Source organism: Natronoarchaeum rubrum (assembly GCF_024494695.1).
The window spans coordinates 73545-91166 of record NZ_JANHDP010000004.1 but is presented as its reverse complement, the minus strand read 5'-3'; the positions used below and the strand labels follow the sequence as shown (position 1 = coordinate 91166).

Sequence of the window (17622 nt, the reverse complement as noted above, 5' to 3'; positions counted from 1 at the left end):
GGCGGATCGGGTCGGGGAGCGGCGTCGATCGGGAGTCGTCTCGAACCGCGACCGGTGTGCTTTTCGCCGGGGCGTCCGACCGTCCCGGCATGGACGAGTCCGAGGAGCTGGAGATCCTCCTGACAAACGACGACGGGATCGGGAGCGTCGGGATCCGGGCGCTCCACGACGCGCTGGCCGATATCGGCAACGTGACCGTGGTCGCGCCGGCCGACGACCAGAGCGCGGTCGGCCGCGCGATGTCGACCGAGGTCGGAATCGAGGAGCACGAACTGGGCTACGCCATCGCCGGGACGCCGTCGGACTGCGTGGTCGCCGGGCTGGAGGCGATCGGCCCCTACCCCGATCTGGTGGTGTCGGGCTGCAACCGCGGCGCGAACCTCGGCGAGTACGTGCTCGGGCGCTCGGGGACGGTCAGCGCGGCGGTCGAGGCGGCGTTCTTCGGTATCCCCGCGATCGCCGTCTCGCTGTACGTGCCCACCGGCGACATGGAGTTCCACGAGGTCGAGACGGCTCGCGAGGACTACGCCGAAGCCGCCCGAGCGACCGAGTACCTCGTCGAGAACGCCGCGGGGAACGGCGTGTTCGAGCAGGCCGACTATCTCAACGTCAACGCGCCGCTGCCCGACGGCGACCCGGCGCCGATGACCGTCACGCGCCCCTCTCACGTCTACGACATGGACGCGACGCACAACGGCGACACGATCACGCTCCACGACCGGATCTGGGATCGGATGGCCGAGGGCGACATCGAGGACGCCGAGGGAACGGACCGCCGCGCCGTCGTCGACGGCAAAGTGAGTGTCTCGCCGCTCACGGCGCCCCACACCACCGAGCACCACGAGGCGCTGGACGCCGTGGTCGAGTCGTACCCGCTCGAAAACTGACCGATCGGCGCGCGCTCAGGAGTCCGCCGGCGGCTCGTCGTCGTCCGTCTCCGCTTCGGCGTCTTCCCGCTCTATTTCGGCGTCGCCTGATTCCACTTCGGCGTCATCCCGCTCCGCTTCGATGTCGCTTGATTCCGCTTCGGCATCCTCACGCTCCGCGGTCTCTCGATCGGTTTCGCTCTCCTCGTCCGGTTTCCCGCCCGCGTCGACGTCGAGTTCTCGCGGCCGTTCCGACCTGCGCGGGCGCTCCGACACCGATGATCGATCCGGCTCGCCCGGCCGCTCGGAGTCACGCGGGCGGCCCGACGCCGCCGTCTCGTCGTCGCGCCACGAGTCGGACTCTCTCGGGCGCTTCGACCGGTCGGGGCGCTCCGACGGCGGCGACCGCCCGGGATCGGACATCCGCGACGCGCCGGGACGCTTCGAGGGCGGGGACGAACCCGCCTCGCCGTGCGTGCCGGACTCACCGCGCGGGACGAACTTTCCCCGGCGGGTCGCGGCGCGCTGCTCGCCGACCGTCTCGGCGCGCGTCGCGGCGTCCCACTCCTCGAAGAAGCCGTAATCCCGCATCGTCGCCATCCCGGCGATCGCCGCCCGGAGGTTGATCCCGATTAGCGGAACGTCCGCGACGGTGACGAGCACGTCGGCCTGGAGCATCGCGCCGTCCCGCAGGAGCACGTCGAGCAGGTCGACCACGGCGTCCTCGTCGCGGCTGGGCTCCACGCCGGCTCACCTCCCTCCGCCCGGTTCGATCTCCTCGTCCAGCGACTCGGCTGCGAACTCCGGCGCGAACGTGTAGGGCGGCCACGGTCCGGTGAACTCGATCTCGACGCCGGGGTTGGCCGCGACCTCGTCGAGCGCCGCGCCGAGCGCGTCGACCTCGTCTTCGTGGGCCAGCGTCGCGACGCGCTGAGCGGGCTCGGAACCGGCGTCGACGCCCTCGATCGTCGCGCGGCGGCGGCCGAGCACCTCCGCGCGCTCGACGTGGGGCGCGATATGCTGGCGAAGCTCTTCGAGCAGTTCCTGACGGTGCTGGCTCACGAGTTTGCTCAGTTGCTGGTCGTACTGCTTTTCGAGCAGGAACGACTTGCCCTCGCTCGCCGACTCGGTGCGCGCGCGGAGCGATCGCAGCTCCTCGTCCTCGGCGGCGAGCCTGTCCTCCAGTTGCTCTTCGTCGAGATTGAGGGAGATGCGGTACTCCCAGTGCCCCGAGAGCTCGTCGAGGTGCGCGCCGGCCTCGGTTCGGATGTCGTCGAGCCACTCCCGGACGGTGTCGTCGTCACCCGGCAGGATCGTGTGAAAGCGGAACGGAATCGGCGTGCCAAAGGCCTCGCCGGCCTCGTCGACGACGCGCTGGTGGGCCAGCAGCCAGCGCTGGACCTGACGGGGGTCCTCCGAGTCGTAGATCGACTCGCAGCCGTGGACGACCGCGCCGACGCCGCCGGACCGCACGAGGTACGCGCGCTCCTCGGCGAGCCCTTCGGCCTCGAAGTCGGCGGTAGCGGCGTCGTCGTTGTCTTCGGGCGCATCCACGAGGCAGTACAGGTATCGTCCCCGATCGAACTCGGGCGAGCCGTCTGCCCGGGGATCGTCGAATCTGGTCCCGTCGGCGCGGCGCTCGTCGTCGGTCGAGTCCTGCATCGATGGTCACTCCGGTCGGTCGGGCGCAGTCGGTTCGCGTCCTCTCTCCGGATCGGCGTCCTCGGCGACGGCGTCGCGCTCGTCCCCGACGTCCGCCATCGTCTCCTGCTCGACGTCGAGGCCGCGGATGGCGTCGCCGACGATCCCGTCGAGGTCGCCCCGGAGGCTGTCGACCTCCTCTTCGATCCCCTCGTCGCGCTTGATTTCGGCGATTTCTTCCTCCAGCCGGGCGAGTTGCTCGCCGAGGCGCTCGATCTCCTCGTCGGCGAGCCGACCGCTCTCCATCCGGCGCACGGCCTCGCGCTCCATGGCGTCGAGCAGGAGTTCGACGACCGTGACCAGCAGCGCCATCAGTCCCGAGCGGGCCTGGTCGCCGTCGACGTTGATCTCGGTCACCCGGTCACCTCCCGCGTCGCGCCGGCGCTCGCACGGCGGTCACTCCTCGCTCGCATCGTCGTCCTCCTCGACGTTCGCCACCGGCGCGGCTTCGAGGTCCACGCCGTCGTCCGCCGTCCGTTGCTCGTCGCCCCCATCCTCTCCCGTTTCGTCGTCCTCGCCTTCGGTGACGCTCGCGGGCGGGACGGGCCCGACGTTGACGTCCGCCGGGCCGTCGTCGAACACCAGCTCCGAGAGGCGCATCTGGTCGTCGGCGACCTCGTCGTCGGACGTCACCGCGGGGACGCCGGTCTGCTCCTCGACGCGCTTGCGGTCGGTGCCGCTGGGGAACTCCAGGCCGTACTTCGCGGCCGTCTCGAACGACGCGATCGCCGCCCGGATCTTCACGCCGAGGAGTTCGGTGTCGCCGACGGTCACCGCGATGTCGGCGTTGATGACGACGCCCTTGTCGAGCAGCATCTCGACGACGTCCGCGAGGTCGCTCTTCCCCCGGGAGGGCTGGGGCCCTTTGGTTCCGCGCGGGCTCACGTCTGGTCACCTCCCGGTGCGGTCTTCATTATCGGTTTTGGTCGTGTCATTGGCTTGTCTCCGTCGCTCGAACCGGTTGCCGTAGATGCGCGTTCTCGTCGGCGCGGTCGAGTACTTGGTTCCCGTCGGGATCGTCGAGTGTTGCGTCGCGCTCCCGCCGACGTCGCCGCGGTCGGTCACGACGGTCGAGTGGGCCGTCGGGTTCCGCGAGTTCGTTCCCTGCTCGTTGTGCTGGCGGCGCATCTGCTCGCGGTTCTTCTCGTGGAGCGCCCGGAGCTTGTCGTGGGCCGCCAGCACGCCCGCGCGGAACTCGTCGACGGCTTCCATCGCCTTCTGCTGGATGGCGACCTGGTAGGCCTCGTCGGGGAGGTTCCCCACGTTGCCCATCCCGCCGCCGAGGCCCTCCTCGCCGCCGAGCCCGCTGTCGTCCCCGATGGCGGCGTCGAACCCGTCGACGATGCCGTCGTCCTCGTCGTCGGCCGCTTCGTCGTCGCTCCCGACCACTCCGGCGTCGTCCTCGGTCGCATCGTCGACGGCGTCGCTCAGGTCTTTGCCCTCCGAGACGAGCTCGGTGATGTCGGCCGTCGACGCGAGGTTGCCGAAGTCGATCGCCTTCAGCAGCGCCTTGTAGTCGACCGCCCGCCCGAGATCGCCCTCCTCGATCGCGGCCTCTAGTTCCCCGGCCTCGACGGCGGCGATCACCGCTTCGCCGTCGACGGTGTCGGGGAGCTCCGAGACGTCGATCGTTTCGAGCAGGTCGGCGGCCTCCTGCGTGATCGTGTAGAGGTGCTGCAGGTCCTCTCGCTCGGCTTCGGGGTCGTCCTCTTCGCGGAGTCGGTCGAGGGATAGCTGGGCCTCCTCGACCAGATCGGCGATCTCCGCGAGGGCGCCCTCGGACTCGCTCATCGGCTCACCACCGACTCGGGGTCGCCGGCGACGACGGCGTCGTCGACTCGGACCTCGAGGATGAAGTTGTTGAACGTCGCGCTGACGGCCGACTCGTCCCAGTCCTCGACGGGGATCCGAGCCAGCTCCTCGCGGTCGGCGGCGACGACGAGCGTCCGGCCGTCGTCGGTGACGCCGACGGTCAGATCCGACGCCTCGATGCCCGGCAGGTCGGCGGTTACGACGACGGCGTCGCCGTCGTACCTGACGGTCGTGAGGTGTTCGCCGGCGTCGTCGGCGACCCGCTTTCGGCGTCGACGGCCCCGCGACCGGCCGCTCCGGTCGCCGCTCCGATCATCGCCGCCGAGCGAGCCGATCGAGACGTCGAAGTCGATCGCGAAGCGATCCGACGAACTCGGCTTGCCCTTCGGCGTCCGGCCGAGTCGCCCGCGGTCGCTTCCGGACGGCGGTCGGCGTCCGGGCCGGTCGGACTCCTCGCCGATGTTGTCGAGGAACTTCAGCAGTCGCCCGACGTGCCCGCCGACGCCGATGCCGAACCCGCCGGTGCGCTCGTCGTCGCGAGGCCGGTCGGCGTCCGGTCTCGGTTCGTCGTCCGGTTCGCCGCCGGCACGACGCCGATCGTCCGCTTCGGATCGCCGATCCTCGGCGTCGATCGGCCGGTCCTCACCACGGTCCGTCGGTTGCTCCTCTCCTTCGCGGTCCGGCGACCGGTCGTCACTCTCGCGGTCGTCCTCGTCGTCGGGCCTGTCGTGTGCCATCAGTTTTTCACCTCTATTTTCCCGCTCGTCAGGTCCTCGCGCACCTGCTCGGCCAGTTCGAGCTGTTCCTCCAGATCCGTCCGTCGGCGCCGGTACTCTTCCTCGTCGAGTTCGCCGATCTCGTAGAGCAGTTGCGTTTCCTTGAGATCGTCGCGGATGCGATCGACGTCGTACAGCTCCTCTAAGGCCATCGTCTGGAGGATGTCGAGCAGCGAGACGAACGGCCGGACGAGCAGGTCGTCGATCACGAGCATGGTTACTGTTCGGCGCCGATGCGGATGTCCACGAAGTTGTACGGTGCGAACGGGCCGGTGTACTGCACGACGACGCCGTCGAGGTCCTGTTCGAGCGCGCCGACAGCCTCGTCGAACGCCACGCGATCGTCCCTGTCGACGAGGTAGGAGTCGTTGACCAGCAGGCGGTCGCTGAACAGGTCGTTGCCGACGACGTCGACGGCGATCGGTTCGAGCCGGTCGCGGGCCTCCTCCCGGGCCGGGTCGCGCCGGAGATCAGCGTCGGCGTCGCCCACGAGCTTCACGCCGAGTTCGACGGTCCCCTCGACCTCGTCGAGGGCTTTTCTGAACGCGCGCTTGCCGCCGCCGAGCACGTTCCGGAGCGTCCGTTCGTCCTTGAACGCCATGCCGAAACTCATCGGCACGACGGTCCTGTCTTCGAGGATCGCCTTCAGGACGCGGTCGTGGGCCTCCATCGCCTCGGTCGTGCGCTCGGGATCGGTCGTGTCGATGTCGGAGACGACGGCCGAGAGGCCACCGGTCGTAACCGTGTAGATGCGCTCGGCGCCGCCGACGCCCTCGACGTCCAGCTCTAGCTCTTCGTCCTCGACGATGCCGTAGACGTACAGATGATCGCCTGTCATAGATCCCCCATTCGGCGGTCTGTGCCCCGGTTGCGATGTCGGCCGGTTCACCGCTCCCCGCGTTTCGTGCCGGTCGACGCAACCGTTTTCCCCGGGTTCGAGTTGGGTCCGCGAGGCAATAAACAGCCGCGTATATCGGTCGTATTATTTGAATCCCTTATTTAAACGAACCTCCGACAATCCTCTTTACCGGCGGCGTGGTAGCTCACCGTGCATGGTACGAAAAGAGCCGCAGGGGTCGAGTCTGGCGGAGGTTCTCGATCGGATTCTGGACAAGGGCGTCGTCATCGACGTCTGGGCCCGGATCTCGGTCGTGGGGATCGAGCTGCTGACGGTCGAGGCGCGCGTCGTCGTCGCGTCGGTCGACACGTTCCTCCACTACGCCGAGGAGATCGCGAAGATCGAGGAGGCCTCCGCGGAGGGTGAGATGCAGGATCTCCAGGAGCTGGAGGTCGACACGCCACAGCACGCGCCCGAGCAAACCACGGAGGACTGACCGCGGCTCCACGAGCGGAGAGTTCGGTACAGACCGCGAACGCTCGCATCGCTCGAACCACCATGGCCGAGACCGAACCGGAAACCAATGAGACACGCTGTCGCGCCCTGACTGCGTCGGGAGCCCGCTGCTCGCGCACGGCCGGCGCCGACGGCTTTTGCTACCAACACGACGATTCCCATCGGACGGTTAACGACGCCGCATCGGGCGATGGCGGCCCGGCTGACGAACGAACGGAGGGAGACGACACAATGAGCACCAAAGAGGCCGAGGCCGACGACGAGGAAGAATCGACGACGGAGACCGAAACGGAATCGAACGAGGGGGGCGAGTCGAACGCCGACACGTCCGAGCAGCCGGTCGCAGACGTCGAGGATACGGCGGACGCCGACGCGGCATCGGTCGCGGACGAGTCCGAGGCGGACACCGGCGCCGACCTCTGGGACGCCCGCGAGACGGCCGAGCGGGTCGCGAACGAACTCATCGACGACCCGTTCGACGGCATCATCGAAATCACGCGCGCCGAGGAGGGCGGCGGCTGGACCGGCGTCGTCGAGGTGATCGAGCGCAGCGCGATCCCCGACACCCAGGACATCCTCGGTCGCTACGAGGTGTCGATCGGACCGAACGGCGACCTCGAAGGTTACCGGCTGACTGGACGCTATCGGCGCGGCGACGTCTCCGACGAGCAAGCGCCGGGGCAGTGATCTTTTCTCCTCGGATCGAAGCTTCGTTCATCGGCAGAGATCGGAGTATTTTTGTACAGTAGTTAGCAGTATTTTAACGAACAGCCACAGATGATTTCGGAGGGTCGAGGCCGAACCGACGACCGCGCGCAGGTCGGCGTCGAGACGCTGGTGGTGTTCATCGCGGCGGTCCTCGTCGCGGCGATCGCGGCGTCGCTCCTCCTGAACACGGCGATGGCGCTGCAGTCTCAGGCCGTCGACACCGGCGAGGAGAGCCTCGACCAGATCACCGAACGGGTGCAGGTCGTCTCCGCGTTCGGCGAGGTCGGCGACGACGGGACCGTCGAGACCGTCTCGCTGCGGGTCCGGACCGCGCCCGGCGCCGACTCGGTCGACCTGTCCGCCCTGTCGGTGCAGACGGTCGGCGACGGCGTCGACCCGGCCCCATCGGTCGAGGTCGTCGGAAGCGACGAGCAAGTGCTGACCGAAGGGAGCGACCTCGGCTACGTCCGCGTCTACGGTGACTCGGGGATCGACGGCCTGTCGCCCAGCGACGAGGTGACGGTCCGGCTGACGACCGGCGCCGGCGCGACCACGACGTACGTCCTGACCGTTCCCGACACGCTGGTCGGCAAGAGCGTCGTCGAACTCTGAGCGGCCCTGCAGCGGTTTTTACCCGGGCCGTCGTAGCGTGGCGTATGACCGATCCGGACGTCGAACTCCCGTGGATGGACGAGCCGATACCCCTCTCCGAGGCGATCGAGATCGTCGCCCGGGCGTCGATGGAGGACTCCCGAGAGTTGGCGGCGCTCCGGGAGCGCGTCGAGGACGACGGCGCGTCGGTGGAACTCGACGACGAGAGAGCGGAGAGCGAACGCGACGACGCCCGGGAGGCGGTCGACGAACTCCGGGACGAGGTGAAGCGGTTGCGCACGCGCGTGGACTACCTCGAATCGTCGGCCGACGTCGAGTGTCCGAACTGCGGCGCCGACGGCGTGATGAAGGCCGGCGTCGCGGCGGCGGTGTTCGCCGAGGAGGGTCGGCTCTCGGAGGCGAACGTGGCCGCGCTCGACGAGGCGCCGCTGGTCTGTACGGAGTGTATGACCGCGTTCGCGCCGAGATAACCGATCGAAACTGTTTTTGCCGCCGGCCGAGGTTTGTGATGGACGAACACGATGGACGCACGACTGCAGATGCTGGCGACGCTCTACCGGGCGGCGCCGACTCGCACGACGCTGTTTACGTTCCTGCCGGTCCTGCTGGCGGCCGGGCTGGTGGTCAACGGCGTCGCGTTCGGCGCCTCGCTGACGGTCGCGCTCCCCGCGGCCGCCGCGCTGGTCGCGTACGCTGCGATGACGACGCGGTATCACCTCGCGTCGCTCCGGCGGCGGCGCATCACCGCGTTCGCCATCGCGGCCGAAGCCGACGACCGACGCGAGTAGCCCGACCCCGTTTTTCGAGCAGGGCGACGGCGTCGAGCTGCCGGCGCCGGGCAACCAAGGCGAACCACCGTCCGGCGAACCGCACCTATCCTGTAACCAGTGGTCACCATCGCTTTTGGCCCGCTTCGTCGGGGAATACCCCATGAGCGACGACACGGCGACCGAGACGACGAGCGGGCTCACGGACGCGATCGACGTCGACGAGGTGCTCTCGGACACCGACATCGGCGAGGAGATCGACGACAGTTCGATGGGGGAAGCCCTCGGCGCGCGAATCGGCGAGCAGCTCGGCCGTCGCCTCGGCGAGGCGGCCGGGCGCAGGCTCGGCGTGCTCGTCGCCGAGGAGTTGCTGGGATCGGACGCCGAGCAGGACGACACCGACGAGGTACCGGAGGGAAGCGGCGAGAGCGAGCAACCGGTCGGCGAAGACGATGAGCAGTCCGAGGAGAGCGCTGACGAGGACGAGCGGGACGACGCCGACGACCAGCGAGCAGACGACGGCGACGGGGAGGCAATCGAGGAGACGGACGCCGAGGACGAGAGCGCCGCCGAGGACGAGGAGGCGTCCTGATGAGCGAGACGGACGCGGAGCAAGCCGTCGACTCGGCCGCCCCGGACGACGCCGAGAGCTCCCGCGACGAGGTGGATCTGGCGAAGCTGCTCGACGACGAGGCGTTCGTCGCGGCGCTGGGCCGCGAGTTCGGCGCCGCCGTGGGACGGGAGTTTGGCGCCGTCGTCGGGCGTGCGGTCGAAGACCGGCTCCGAGAGCGAATCCAGCAATCCGACGGCATCCAGCAGTCGCTCACAGGGTCCGACGAGAGCGAGGGGGGAGACGGCGAGTCGAGCGGTCGCCTCGCCCGGCTCGCACAGTGGCTCGCCGCGCAGGTGTCCGAGATCCTCGACGAGCAAGCCGAGAGCGAGGAGGCGGAGGCGGACGAAGCGTCGCAAGAACCCGACGTCGGCGACGAGTCCGAGGGAACGGAGGAAATCGAGGACCCGGACGAGTCAGAGAGGGACGTATCCGCGATGTCGGAGCCTGACGACGGTACCGACCAGCCCGAGGTGGGAGACGACGACGCCGAACCGGAAGCCGGTGAGGACGTCGAAGAGCCGGAAACGAGCGAGGACGCCGAGCCACCCGAGGCGGGAGGAGACGAAGCGAGCGAACGGGAAGCCGAAAGCGAGGGGGACGGGCAGGACCCGGCTGAGGTGTTCGAACAGTTGGATGTCGACGAGACGCCCGAATCCGCCAACGAGCTACGGGACCTCTCCTACCGCCAGCTCCAGTCAGTTGCCAAGAAAGTCGGCGTGAAGGCCAACTTGAGTCGCGACGAACTCACGACGAAAGTCGCCGACGAACTCGGGTTCGACGCCGAAGCGTAGTCAGCATCGGCTCAACGCAGGGGAGCGGCGTCCGCGCTTTTTTTGGCCGTTCGCCGGGAACGGTCGAGCATGAGCACGGTCGAAATCGAGTACTGCGTTCCCTGCGGCCACCTCGATCGAGCGATGGACCTCCAGCGCGCGATCCTCCAGGCGCTCGAACGCGACATCGAGGCCGTGACGCTCCGGACGGGAGAGGGCGGCGTGTTCAGGGTCGACGTGGACGGCGAACCGGTCTTCGACATCGCCGACGACGAGTTCGACGTCGACGCGATCGTCCGGACGGTCAGGCAACGCATCTGACGGGTCGTCTGTCGAACCGGTCGATCCGGCTGGTACCGTGGTACCAACTGACGGCTGACGGCGGCGTCGTGACGGCGCGGCCCTCGATACATAATTAACAATCGTTTAGAATATTGCGGTGTACGTAGACCTTCACAATAGTTCCTTGCCAATGGATAGCAAAGGCTTTAGTTCGGGTCAGTCAAAAGATTCAGATACTGCTGGCCCGTTACGGGCCGGGACTCCAAATATGACTGACGACGAACTCATCTGGCGAATCGCGGGCGGTTCCGGAGACGGAATCGACTCGACGAGCCAGAACTTCGCGAAGGCCCTGATGCGATCGGGGCTCAACGTGTTCACGCATCGTCACTACCCGTCGCGAATCCGCGGGGGCCACACGTACGTGGAGATTCGCGCCGCCGACCACGACGTCCAGTCGCGCGGTGACGGGTACAACTTCCTGCTGGCGCTCGGCGACTCGTTCGCCCGGAACCCGCAGGACGAGGCTTACTACGGCGACGAGGAGGTCAAGCCGCTCTCGGAGAACCTCGACGATCTCCGAGAGGGCGGGATCATCGTCTACGACTCCGGCCTGCTCGACTCCGAGGACGTACCGGAACTCGAGGAGCGCGCCGAGGAGAACGACTGGCACGTCTTCGACATCGATCTCCGCTCGATCGCCAAGGAGCACGGCCGCGAGGTCATGCGCAACACGGCCGGCGTCGGCGTCACCGCCGCGCTGCTGGACATCGAACTCGAGCCGTTCGAGAACCTGATGGACGAGGCGATGGGCGGCGACATCCTCGAACAGAACATCGAGGTGCTTCACGACGCCTACGAACTGGTCTCCGAGGAGTACGAGTTCGAGCACGACCTGCGCGTCCCTGAGGGTACCAACGAGGAAGAACAGGTGCTCGTCTCGGGCTCCAACGGCGTCGCCTACGGTGCGCTCGACGCCGGCTGTCGTTTCATCGCCGGCTACCCGATGACACCGTGGACCGACGTGTTCACGATCATGTCCCAGAACCTGCCCGAGTTCGGCGGAATCTCCGAGCAGGTCGAGGACGAGATCGCCGCGGCGGCGCTGGCGGTCGGCGCCAGCCACGCCGGCGTGAAGTCGATGTCCGGTTCTTCGGGCGGCGGCTTCGCGCTGATGAGCGAGCCGCTCGGCCTCGCCGAGATGACCGAGACGCCGATCGTGCTGATCGAGGCGATGCGGGCCGGCCCCTCGACGGGGATGCCCACCAAGCCCGAGCAGTCCGACCTCGAGCACATCCTGTACACGAGTCAGGGTGACTCGAACCGCGTCGTGTTCGCGCCCGGCAACCCCGCCGAGGCCTACGAGCAGACGCGGATGGCGTTCAAGATCGCCTACGACTACCAGATCCCGGCGATCGTCATCATCGACCAGAAGCTTTCGGGCGAGAACCGCAGCGTTCCCAAGGGCTTCTTCGATCGCCAGCCCGATCCGGACCCGGGCAGCGTCCTCACCGAGGACGAGATCGCCGAGGCGGCCCACGACGAGTCGGGCAAGTTCCAGCGCTTCCTCCACGACACGGAGGACGGCGTCAGCCCGCGCTCGCTGCCCGGCCAGAAGGGCGGCCGCTATCTCGCGACCGGTAACGAGCACAACCTCGCCGGCCACATCAGCGAGGATCCCGAGAACCGCGTCGCCCAGATGGACCGACGCCTGCAGAAGTTCAACTCCATCCGCACGGAACTCGACGAGGAACACGAGTCCCAGCAGTCCTACCACGGTCCCGAGGACGCCGACTACGGACTCGTCGTGTGGGGCTCCCAGCAGGGTGCCGTCGAGGAGTCGGTCGACCGACTCAACGATCAGGGCTACTCGGTCAAGTCCATCGGCGTCAGCGACCTGATGCCGTACCCCGAGCAGGAGATGACCGAGTTCTTAGAGAGCGTCGACGAGGCGATCGTCGTCGAGATGAACGCCACCGCCCAGTTCCGCGGTCTGACCCAGAAGGAACTCGGCCAGTTCGGCGACAAGCTGTCGAGCCTGCTCAAGTACAACGGCAACCCCTTCGAGCCCTGGGAGATCGTCGAAGGCTTCGAAGCGCAGATCGACGGCGAGGGCCAGACGCCGGGCACCAACACCCGCATCGAGCCCGCCGCCGGAGACTAACCACGAGGTGATTCACGTATGAGCGCATTCAACGCAATCGGTGAAGAACGCGAGATCGACCGCGACGAGTACACGCCCGGCATCGAGCCCCAGCCGACCTGGTGTCCTGGCTGTGGCGACTTCGGCGTCCTCAAGGCGCTGAAACAGGCCCTGCCGGAAGTCGGCCGCTCGCCCGAGGAGACGCTGCTGTGTACGGGCATCGGCTGTTCGGGTAAGCTCAACAGCTACCTCGACAGCTACGGGTTCCACACGATCCACGGCCGCTCGCTGCCGGTCGCCCGCGCCGCCAACCTCGCCAACCCCGGCCTCGAAGTGATCGCCGCGGGCGGCGACGGCGACGGCTACGGCATCGGCGGGAACCACTTCATCCACACGGCTCGTGAGAACCACGACATGACATACATCGTGTTCAACAACGAGATCTTCGGGCTCACGAAGGGCCAGACCTCGCCCACGAGTCCGAAGGGTCACAAGTCCAAGACCCAGCCTTCTGGATCGGCCAAGTCGCCGATCCGACCCCTGAGCCTGTCGCTGACCGCCGGGTCGTCCTACGTCGCGCGGACGGCCGCGGTCAACCCGAACCAGGCCAAGGAGATCCTCGTCGAGGCGATGGAGCACGACGGGTTCGCCCACGTCGACTTCCTCACCCAGTGTCCGACCTGGAACAAGGACGCCAAGCAGTACGTCCCCTACATCGACATCCAGGAGTCCGACGACTACGACCACGACATCCACGACCGCGGTGCGGCCGCGGACATGGCCCAGGAAGCCGAAGAGTCCCTTGCTGACGGCAAGGTGCTAACCGGTCGGTTCTACGTCGACGACGATCGCCCCTCCTACACCCAGGAGAAACAGGAGATCGGCGAGATGCCCGACGAGCCGCTCGCAGAGCGGTACTTCGACGACGACTACGACTGGGAGACCGAACGCTCCTACGATCTGCTCGACCGGCACGCCTAAGTCGGTTGGCAGCTCGCGGGACCGGCGATTCTCTCGGCCACACGAAGGTTAACCGATTCAAAAGATATTTTCCGTTCGGCGCAAAATATACGGGTATGAGTACCGAGTCTACGGAAGATCGTATCCTCTCTGTTCTCGAGGAGGACGCGAAGGCGTCCTACGCCGACATCGCGAACCGGGCGAACGTCTCGAAACCCACGGTTCGGAAGTACATCGAAAAGCTCGAAGACGAGGGCGTTATCGTCGGGTACTCCGCCGACGTGGACCCGAAGAAGCTGTCGAGCCAGTCGATCGCGCTGGTCGGTATCGACGTCGAGAGCGAGCGCTACGTCGAGGCGACGCGGGCGCTGAAGAACTTGGTGGAGATCGAGTCGCTGTACACCTCCAGCGGCGACCACATGCTGATGGCCGAGGTGCGGGCGAGCGACGGCGACGAGTTGGCTGACGTGATCGCCGACAGCATCATCGAGATCGACGGCGTCACCGCGGCCCACCCCTCGTTCCTGCAGGAGCGTCTGAAGTAACGACGCCGATTGTCGGAGTCCGGACCGTTTTGGTCGTCCCGCCCCTACAGTGGCTATGGCCGAGTACCAGCGCGAGACGCGAGTCCGCGCGCCGCTGGAAGACGTCTGGGCGTTTCACTCGACCGTCGACGGGCTGGTCGCCCTGACGCCCGACTGGATGCGCATGCGCGTCGAGTCGATCGTCGGGCCGGACGGCGAGCGCGATCCGGAGGTTCTCGACACCGGCGCCGAGATCCGGGCGTCGGTCCGCCCCTTCGGCGTCGGGCCGCGTCAGCGCTGGACGTCCCGGATCGTCGAGCGCGAGTCCGGCGAGGGCGTCGCCCGGTTCCGCGACGAGATGATCGGCGGGCCGTTCGCGCACTGGGTCCACACCCACTCGTTTTTCGCGGCCGACGACGGCACGACGCTGGCGCGGGACCACATCGAGTACGAACTGCCGGGCGGCGCCGCCGGCCGGGCGGTCAGTCCCCTCGCGGTCGTCGGGTTCGAGCCGATGTTCCGGTATCGGCACCGCCGGACGCGCAAACTGCTCGAAGAGTGAGTCGGGACTGCCCGAGAGTGAGCCGAAAACGCAAAGCCCGAGCGGCGACGCCGTCGTGACGTGTCCGTCGACATCAGCGCGTGGGCCGACGAGCGCGTGCCGCCGATGGCGGCGCTGGGGGTCGCGGTCGCGGCGGTCAGCACCGCGGCGATCCTCGTGCGCTGGAGCGCGGCGGCGGCCAGCGTCGTGGCGTTCTACCGGGTGCTCTTTACGCTCGCGCTGGTCGCCCCGTTCGCACTCGGGTCGCGCCGCGGCGAGTTCCGGCGTCTGTCCCGGCGTGACGCCGCCGCGGCGATCGTCGCGGGCGTCGCGCTTGCGGTACACTTCGCGGCGTGGTTCGAGAGCCTGGCGTGGACTTCCGTCGCGGCGTCGACGACGCTCGTTCAGACACAGCCGATCTTCGTGGCGCTGGGTGCCTACCTACTGCTCGGCGAGGTGATCGACCGTCGAATCGTCGTCGGGATCGGCGCGACGGTGGCCGGCGCCGTCGCGATGGCGCTCGCGGATCCCTCGGCGTCGGTCGCCGTCGGCGGCGACGCCAGCGTCGGGAACGCGCTGGCTGTCCTCGGTGCTGCGACGGGGGCAGTCTACTTCCTTGCGGGCCGATCGATCCGCCAGCGCGTGTCGCTCTTTCCCTACGTCACCGTGGTGTACGCGACCTGCGCGGCGACGCTGCTGGGCGTCGTGCTCGTTCGGGGCCACCCGCTGCTCGGGTACCCGCCGCGGGAGTGGCTGCTATTTTTGGGGCTGGCCGTCGGCCCGGGCGTGCTCGGCCACACCGTCGTCAACTGGGCGCTCGAACACGTCCGCTCGACCGTCGTCAGCGTGACGCTGCTGGGCGAGCCCGTCGGCGCGACGCTGCTGGCGGCGGCGCTGCTCGGCGAGGTGCCGGCGCCGCTGACGCTGGTCGGCGGTGCGATCGTGCTCGCTGGAATCTACGTGACCAGTACCGCTCGACGTGACGACGCCGCGGCGTCCTCGGCGTCGGGCGCGGCCGGTGAGTGAGCGGCGCGCGGAAATGCCATTAGCGGTCAGTCCGCGTACTCCGGGCGTTCCTCGTACTCGATCGGGTCGCGGACGCCGAGGTTCTGGAACGCTTCCAGCCGGTAGGCGCAGGCGTCGCAGGTGCCACAGGCCGGCGCCTCCTCCCGGTAGCAGCTCCAGGTGATCTCGTAGGGCACGTCCAGTTCGATCCCGCGCTCGGCGATGTCGGTCTTGGAGAACTCGACGAACGGCGCCGCGACCTCGATCTCGGTGTCGGGCTTGGTTCCGACGTCGACCACGGTCTGGAACGCCTCGAAGAACTCGGGGCGACAGTCGGGGTAGCCCGAGAAGTCCTCGCTGTGGGCGCCGAGAAAGATCGCCTCGCAGTCGTTGGCCTCGGCGTAGGCGACCGCCATCGACAGCAGGTTGGCGTTCCGGAACGGGACGTACGTGTCCGGAATCTCCTCGTCGTCGGTCTCGTCGGCGTCCTCGGGAGCGCCAGCGACCGAGGGCTCGGCAGACGATAGTTTGCCGGTGTTCTCGACGTCCATCTCGTCGTCGGTGAGGCTGGACCCGCCGATGCGTGCGAGGTGGCTCGTCTCGACCCGCAGGAAGTCCGCGGCGTCGATCTCCTCGGCGAGCGCACGAGCGCACTCGTACTCCTTGCCCTCGGTGCGCTGGCCGTAGGAGGCGTGGAGCAGGTGCGGGTCGTAACCGCGCTCGATCGCCACGTAGGCGGCGGTCGCGCTGTCCATCCCGCCCGAGGCCAGCACGACGGCGCCGGGCGGCTGTTCGTCGGTCGTCTCGTCGGAGTCGGGCGTGGTCGTATCGGTCATGGTCGTGATCAGGTCTCGGGGGCGTCGTTCCAGAGGTCGACGTGCAGGCGGGGCGTGTATCGGAAGTCGTGTTCGAGCGCCAGGTCGGCGACGCGCTCGCGCGTCTCGGCGAGACGTTCGCGGGTCGCGCCTTCGGGCATCAGCAGGACGTCCTCGTCGGAGATCGGCACGGCGGCGTCCCGGAGCCGGTCGAGTAGATCGAGGATCTCGGGGAGGTCGTCCTCATCCGCGACAACGAACTTCAGTTGCGTGTCGTAGTCCTCGACGAGCCCGGTCAGTGCATCCATATCGATCCGGCGGTCGTCGTGGCGCTCGGCCCACTCGCCGTCGCCCGCGGGATCGCGCTCGGCGGTCGGCGTGCTGTTCGACAGTTTCGGGCTGACGCTGGCGAGATCGATCGGGGCGTCCCGGTGGATCGTCCCGTTGGTCTCGACGGTGACGTGGTAGCCCGCGGCGTCGAGGCGCTCGATCAGATCGACCGCGGCGTCGTGGACGAGCGGTTCGCCGCCCGTCAGTACGACGTGATCCGCCTCCTCGTAGTCCTCGACCGCGGCGACGATATCGTCGAGCGACTCCCAGGCGTGGGTCGGCTCCCAGGAGGTGTGATAGGAGTCGCAGAACCAGCACCGGAGGTTACAGCCGGAGGTGCGGACGAACACCGAGGGCGTTCCCGCGAGTCGCCCCTCGCCCTGCAGCGAGTAGAACAGCTCGTTGATCGGCAGGCCGTCGTCGGGGCGCGCGTCGGCGTCCGGCGCGTCGTCTTCGGCATCCCGATCGGTATCGGCGTCCCGATCGGCCTCGACGTCGGAGCTGACGGGCACGGTCAGATCGGGCTCCCGCCGCAGAGTTCGGCCGTTTCGCTCACCTGGACCGCGACGTCGCTGACGGTGTCGGGTAAGGCGTCGGCGAGTCGCTCTTCGAGGACTGCGGCCATCACTTCCGCGGTCGGCGGGCGCTCCAGTTCGACGACGGCGTCGCCGTCGCCCGACGACTCGAACGCCTCGACGAGCGGATCCTCGGTCTCCAGGAGGAACATGTGGTCCCAGTCGGATATTACTGAGGTAATATCGCCTTTGTCGACGACCCACCCCTCCTCGGTGAGCTCGCCGGTCACGCGCACCGCGATCTCGTAGTTGTGCCCGTGCGGGCGACTGCACTTGCCGTCGTGGTGCATGAGGCGGTGTCCGGCGCTGATACGGATCGGTCGGTCACGTCCGACGTACAGCACGCGCTCGTCCGTGGCGGCCGTTTCGGCGTCCGCGGCGGCGTCGTCTCGGCCGACTGTTCCTGCCTTGGTCATACTGCAGTACTATGGAGAGAACATCTTAAACCGTTCGACGCGTCGGCCGCCG

Annotated in this window: 25 protein-coding genes and 1 pseudogene; 15 read left to right on the top strand and 11 right to left on the bottom strand. The window is 68.0% G+C overall.

Translation table 11 applies throughout. The features are described from left to right. Nucleotides 1-89: 89 nt before the first annotated feature. Complete coding sequence (gene surE / locus NO931_RS11160) at nucleotides 90-887, top strand: 5'/3'-nucleotidase SurE (protein ID WP_256392410.1); 798 nt, start codon at nucleotides 90-92, stop codon at nucleotides 885-887. 15 nt (nucleotides 888-902) lie between these two features. Here the strand turns inward: surE and gvpM are convergent, their stop codons facing one another. The 8 genes from gvpM to NO931_RS11120 are packed head-to-tail and all read right to left on the bottom strand — an operon-like array spanning nucleotide 903 to nucleotide 5993. Continuing rightward, a complete protein-coding gene (gvpM, locus tag NO931_RS20740) occupies nucleotides 903-1610 on the bottom strand; it encodes a gas vesicle protein GvpM (protein WP_310737321.1) in 708 nt (235 codons plus the stop codon). Nucleotides 1611-1616: 6 nt separating this feature from the next. Then, on the bottom strand, nucleotides 1617-2528 hold the full coding sequence (gene gvpL / locus NO931_RS11150; RefSeq protein WP_256392409.1) for a gas vesicle protein GvpL: 912 nt from the start codon (nucleotides 2526-2528) through the stop codon (nucleotides 1617-1619). Between the two features lie 6 nt (nucleotides 2529-2534). Continuing rightward, entirely contained in the window at nucleotides 2535-2924 is a 390-nt protein-coding gene (gene gvpK / locus NO931_RS11145) for a gas vesicle protein GvpK (protein ID WP_256392408.1), read from the bottom strand. 39 nt (nucleotides 2925-2963) lie between these two features. After that, nucleotides 2964-3452, bottom strand: a complete 489-nt coding sequence (gene gvpJ, locus NO931_RS20735; protein WP_256392407.1) for a gas vesicle protein GvpJ — start codon at nucleotides 3450-3452, stop codon at nucleotides 2964-2966. A 6-nt stretch (nucleotides 3453-3458) separates the two neighbouring features. Next, nucleotides 3459-4358, bottom strand: coding sequence for a hypothetical protein (locus NO931_RS11135; RefSeq protein WP_256392406.1), 900 nt, complete (start codon nucleotides 4356-4358; stop codon nucleotides 3459-3461). Further along, nucleotides 4355-5116, bottom strand: coding sequence for an Hsp20/alpha crystallin family protein (locus NO931_RS11130; RefSeq protein ID WP_256392405.1), 762 nt, complete (start codon nucleotides 5114-5116; stop codon nucleotides 4355-4357). The genes NO931_RS11135 and NO931_RS11130 overlap by 4 nt, the downstream gene beginning before the upstream one ends. Continuing rightward, nucleotides 5116-5370, bottom strand: coding sequence for a gas vesicle protein GvpG (gvpG, locus tag NO931_RS11125; protein WP_256392404.1), 255 nt, complete (start codon nucleotides 5368-5370; stop codon nucleotides 5116-5118). The genes NO931_RS11130 and gvpG overlap by 1 nt, the downstream gene beginning before the upstream one ends. 2 nt (nucleotides 5371-5372) lie before the next feature. Then, the gene (locus tag NO931_RS11120; protein WP_256392403.1) at nucleotides 5373-5993 is read right to left on the bottom strand and encodes a GvpL/GvpF family gas vesicle protein; all 621 of its coding nucleotides are present in this window, start codon (nucleotides 5991-5993) and stop codon (nucleotides 5373-5375) included. A 214-nt stretch (nucleotides 5994-6207) separates the two neighbouring features. Here NO931_RS11120 and gvpA point away from each other — a divergent pair, with 214 nt between their 5' ends. The 14 genes and pseudogenes from gvpA to NO931_RS11050 all read left to right on the top strand — a co-directional run bounded on the left by gvpA (nucleotide 6208) and on the right by NO931_RS11050 (nucleotide 15455). Continuing rightward, nucleotides 6208-6489 carry a gas vesicle protein GvpA gene (gene gvpA / locus NO931_RS11115; protein ID WP_256392402.1) on the top strand — a complete coding sequence of 94 codons (282 nt, stop codon included), beginning with the start codon at nucleotides 6208-6210 and terminating at the stop codon, nucleotides 6487-6489. Between the two features lie 62 nt (nucleotides 6490-6551). After that, nucleotides 6552-6674 (top strand): annotated as a pseudogene (gene gvpO, locus NO931_RS11110) (gas vesicle protein GvpO, halophile-type); the annotation flags it as partial. Between the two features lie 66 nt (nucleotides 6675-6740). Then, complete coding sequence (gene gvpO, locus NO931_RS11105) at nucleotides 6741-7196, top strand: gas vesicle protein GvpO (protein WP_256392879.1); 456 nt, start codon at nucleotides 6741-6743, stop codon at nucleotides 7194-7196. Between the two features lie 90 nt (nucleotides 7197-7286). Further along, a complete protein-coding gene (locus NO931_RS11100; RefSeq protein ID WP_256392401.1) occupies nucleotides 7287-7829 on the top strand; it encodes an archaellin family protein in 543 nt (180 codons plus the stop codon). Nucleotides 7830-7873: 44 nt separating this feature from the next. Further along, complete coding sequence (locus NO931_RS11095; protein WP_256392400.1) at nucleotides 7874-8299, top strand: hypothetical protein; 426 nt, start codon at nucleotides 7874-7876, stop codon at nucleotides 8297-8299. A gap of 51 nt (nucleotides 8300-8350) precedes the next feature. Beyond that, a complete protein-coding gene (locus NO931_RS11090) occupies nucleotides 8351-8617 on the top strand; it encodes a hypothetical protein (protein WP_256392399.1) in 267 nt (88 codons plus the stop codon). 142 nt (nucleotides 8618-8759) lie between these two features. Continuing rightward, nucleotides 8760-9188 carry a hypothetical protein gene (locus NO931_RS11085; protein ID WP_256392398.1) on the top strand — a complete coding sequence of 143 codons (429 nt, stop codon included), beginning with the start codon at nucleotides 8760-8762 and terminating at the stop codon, nucleotides 9186-9188. Beyond that, nucleotides 9188-10000, top strand: coding sequence for an ICP22 family protein (locus NO931_RS11080; RefSeq protein ID WP_256392397.1), 813 nt, complete (start codon nucleotides 9188-9190; stop codon nucleotides 9998-10000). The genes NO931_RS11085 and NO931_RS11080 overlap by 1 nt, the downstream gene beginning before the upstream one ends. Nucleotides 10001-10069: 69 nt before the next feature. Beyond that, a complete protein-coding gene (locus NO931_RS11075) occupies nucleotides 10070-10300 on the top strand; it encodes a SelT/SelW/SelH family protein (RefSeq protein WP_256392396.1) in 231 nt (76 codons plus the stop codon). Between the two features lie 229 nt (nucleotides 10301-10529). Continuing rightward, on the top strand, nucleotides 10530-12425 hold the full coding sequence (locus NO931_RS11070; RefSeq protein ID WP_256392395.1) for a 2-oxoacid:acceptor oxidoreductase subunit alpha: 1896 nt from the start codon (nucleotides 10530-10532) through the stop codon (nucleotides 12423-12425). A gap of 18 nt (nucleotides 12426-12443) precedes the next feature. Beyond that, the gene (locus tag NO931_RS11065; RefSeq protein WP_256392394.1) at nucleotides 12444-13385 is read left to right on the top strand and encodes a thiamine pyrophosphate-dependent enzyme; all 942 of its coding nucleotides are present in this window, start codon (nucleotides 12444-12446) and stop codon (nucleotides 13383-13385) included. A gap of 95 nt (nucleotides 13386-13480) precedes the next feature. After that, complete coding sequence (gene lrpA1, locus NO931_RS11060) at nucleotides 13481-13909, top strand: HTH-type transcriptional regulator LrpA1 (protein WP_256392393.1); 429 nt, start codon at nucleotides 13481-13483, stop codon at nucleotides 13907-13909. Between the two features lie 55 nt (nucleotides 13910-13964). Beyond that, entirely contained in the window at nucleotides 13965-14450 is a 486-nt protein-coding gene (locus NO931_RS11055; RefSeq protein ID WP_256392392.1) for an SRPBCC family protein, read from the top strand. A 105-nt stretch (nucleotides 14451-14555) separates the two neighbouring features. Continuing rightward, nucleotides 14556-15455, top strand: coding sequence for a DMT family transporter (locus NO931_RS11050; RefSeq protein ID WP_256392878.1), 900 nt, complete (start codon nucleotides 14556-14558; stop codon nucleotides 15453-15455). Between the two features lie 26 nt (nucleotides 15456-15481). On the opposite strand, the gene queC is transcribed toward NO931_RS11050, so the two are convergent. From queC to NO931_RS11035, 3 genes are read right to left on the bottom strand one after another with little or no spacing between them, the layout of a single operon-like run. Further along, nucleotides 15482-16270, bottom strand: coding sequence for a 7-cyano-7-deazaguanine synthase QueC (gene queC, locus NO931_RS11045; protein WP_256392391.1), 789 nt, complete (start codon nucleotides 16268-16270; stop codon nucleotides 15482-15484). 8 nt (nucleotides 16271-16278) lie between these two features. After that, complete coding sequence (locus NO931_RS11040; RefSeq protein WP_375142048.1) at nucleotides 16279-17091, bottom strand: 7-carboxy-7-deazaguanine synthase QueE; 813 nt, start codon at nucleotides 17089-17091, stop codon at nucleotides 16279-16281. A 2-nt stretch (nucleotides 17092-17093) separates the two neighbouring features. After that, the gene (locus tag NO931_RS11035) at nucleotides 17094-17570 is read right to left on the bottom strand and encodes a 6-pyruvoyl trahydropterin synthase family protein (RefSeq protein ID WP_256392390.1); all 477 of its coding nucleotides are present in this window, start codon (nucleotides 17568-17570) and stop codon (nucleotides 17094-17096) included. Nucleotides 17571-17622: the final 52 nt, after the last annotated feature.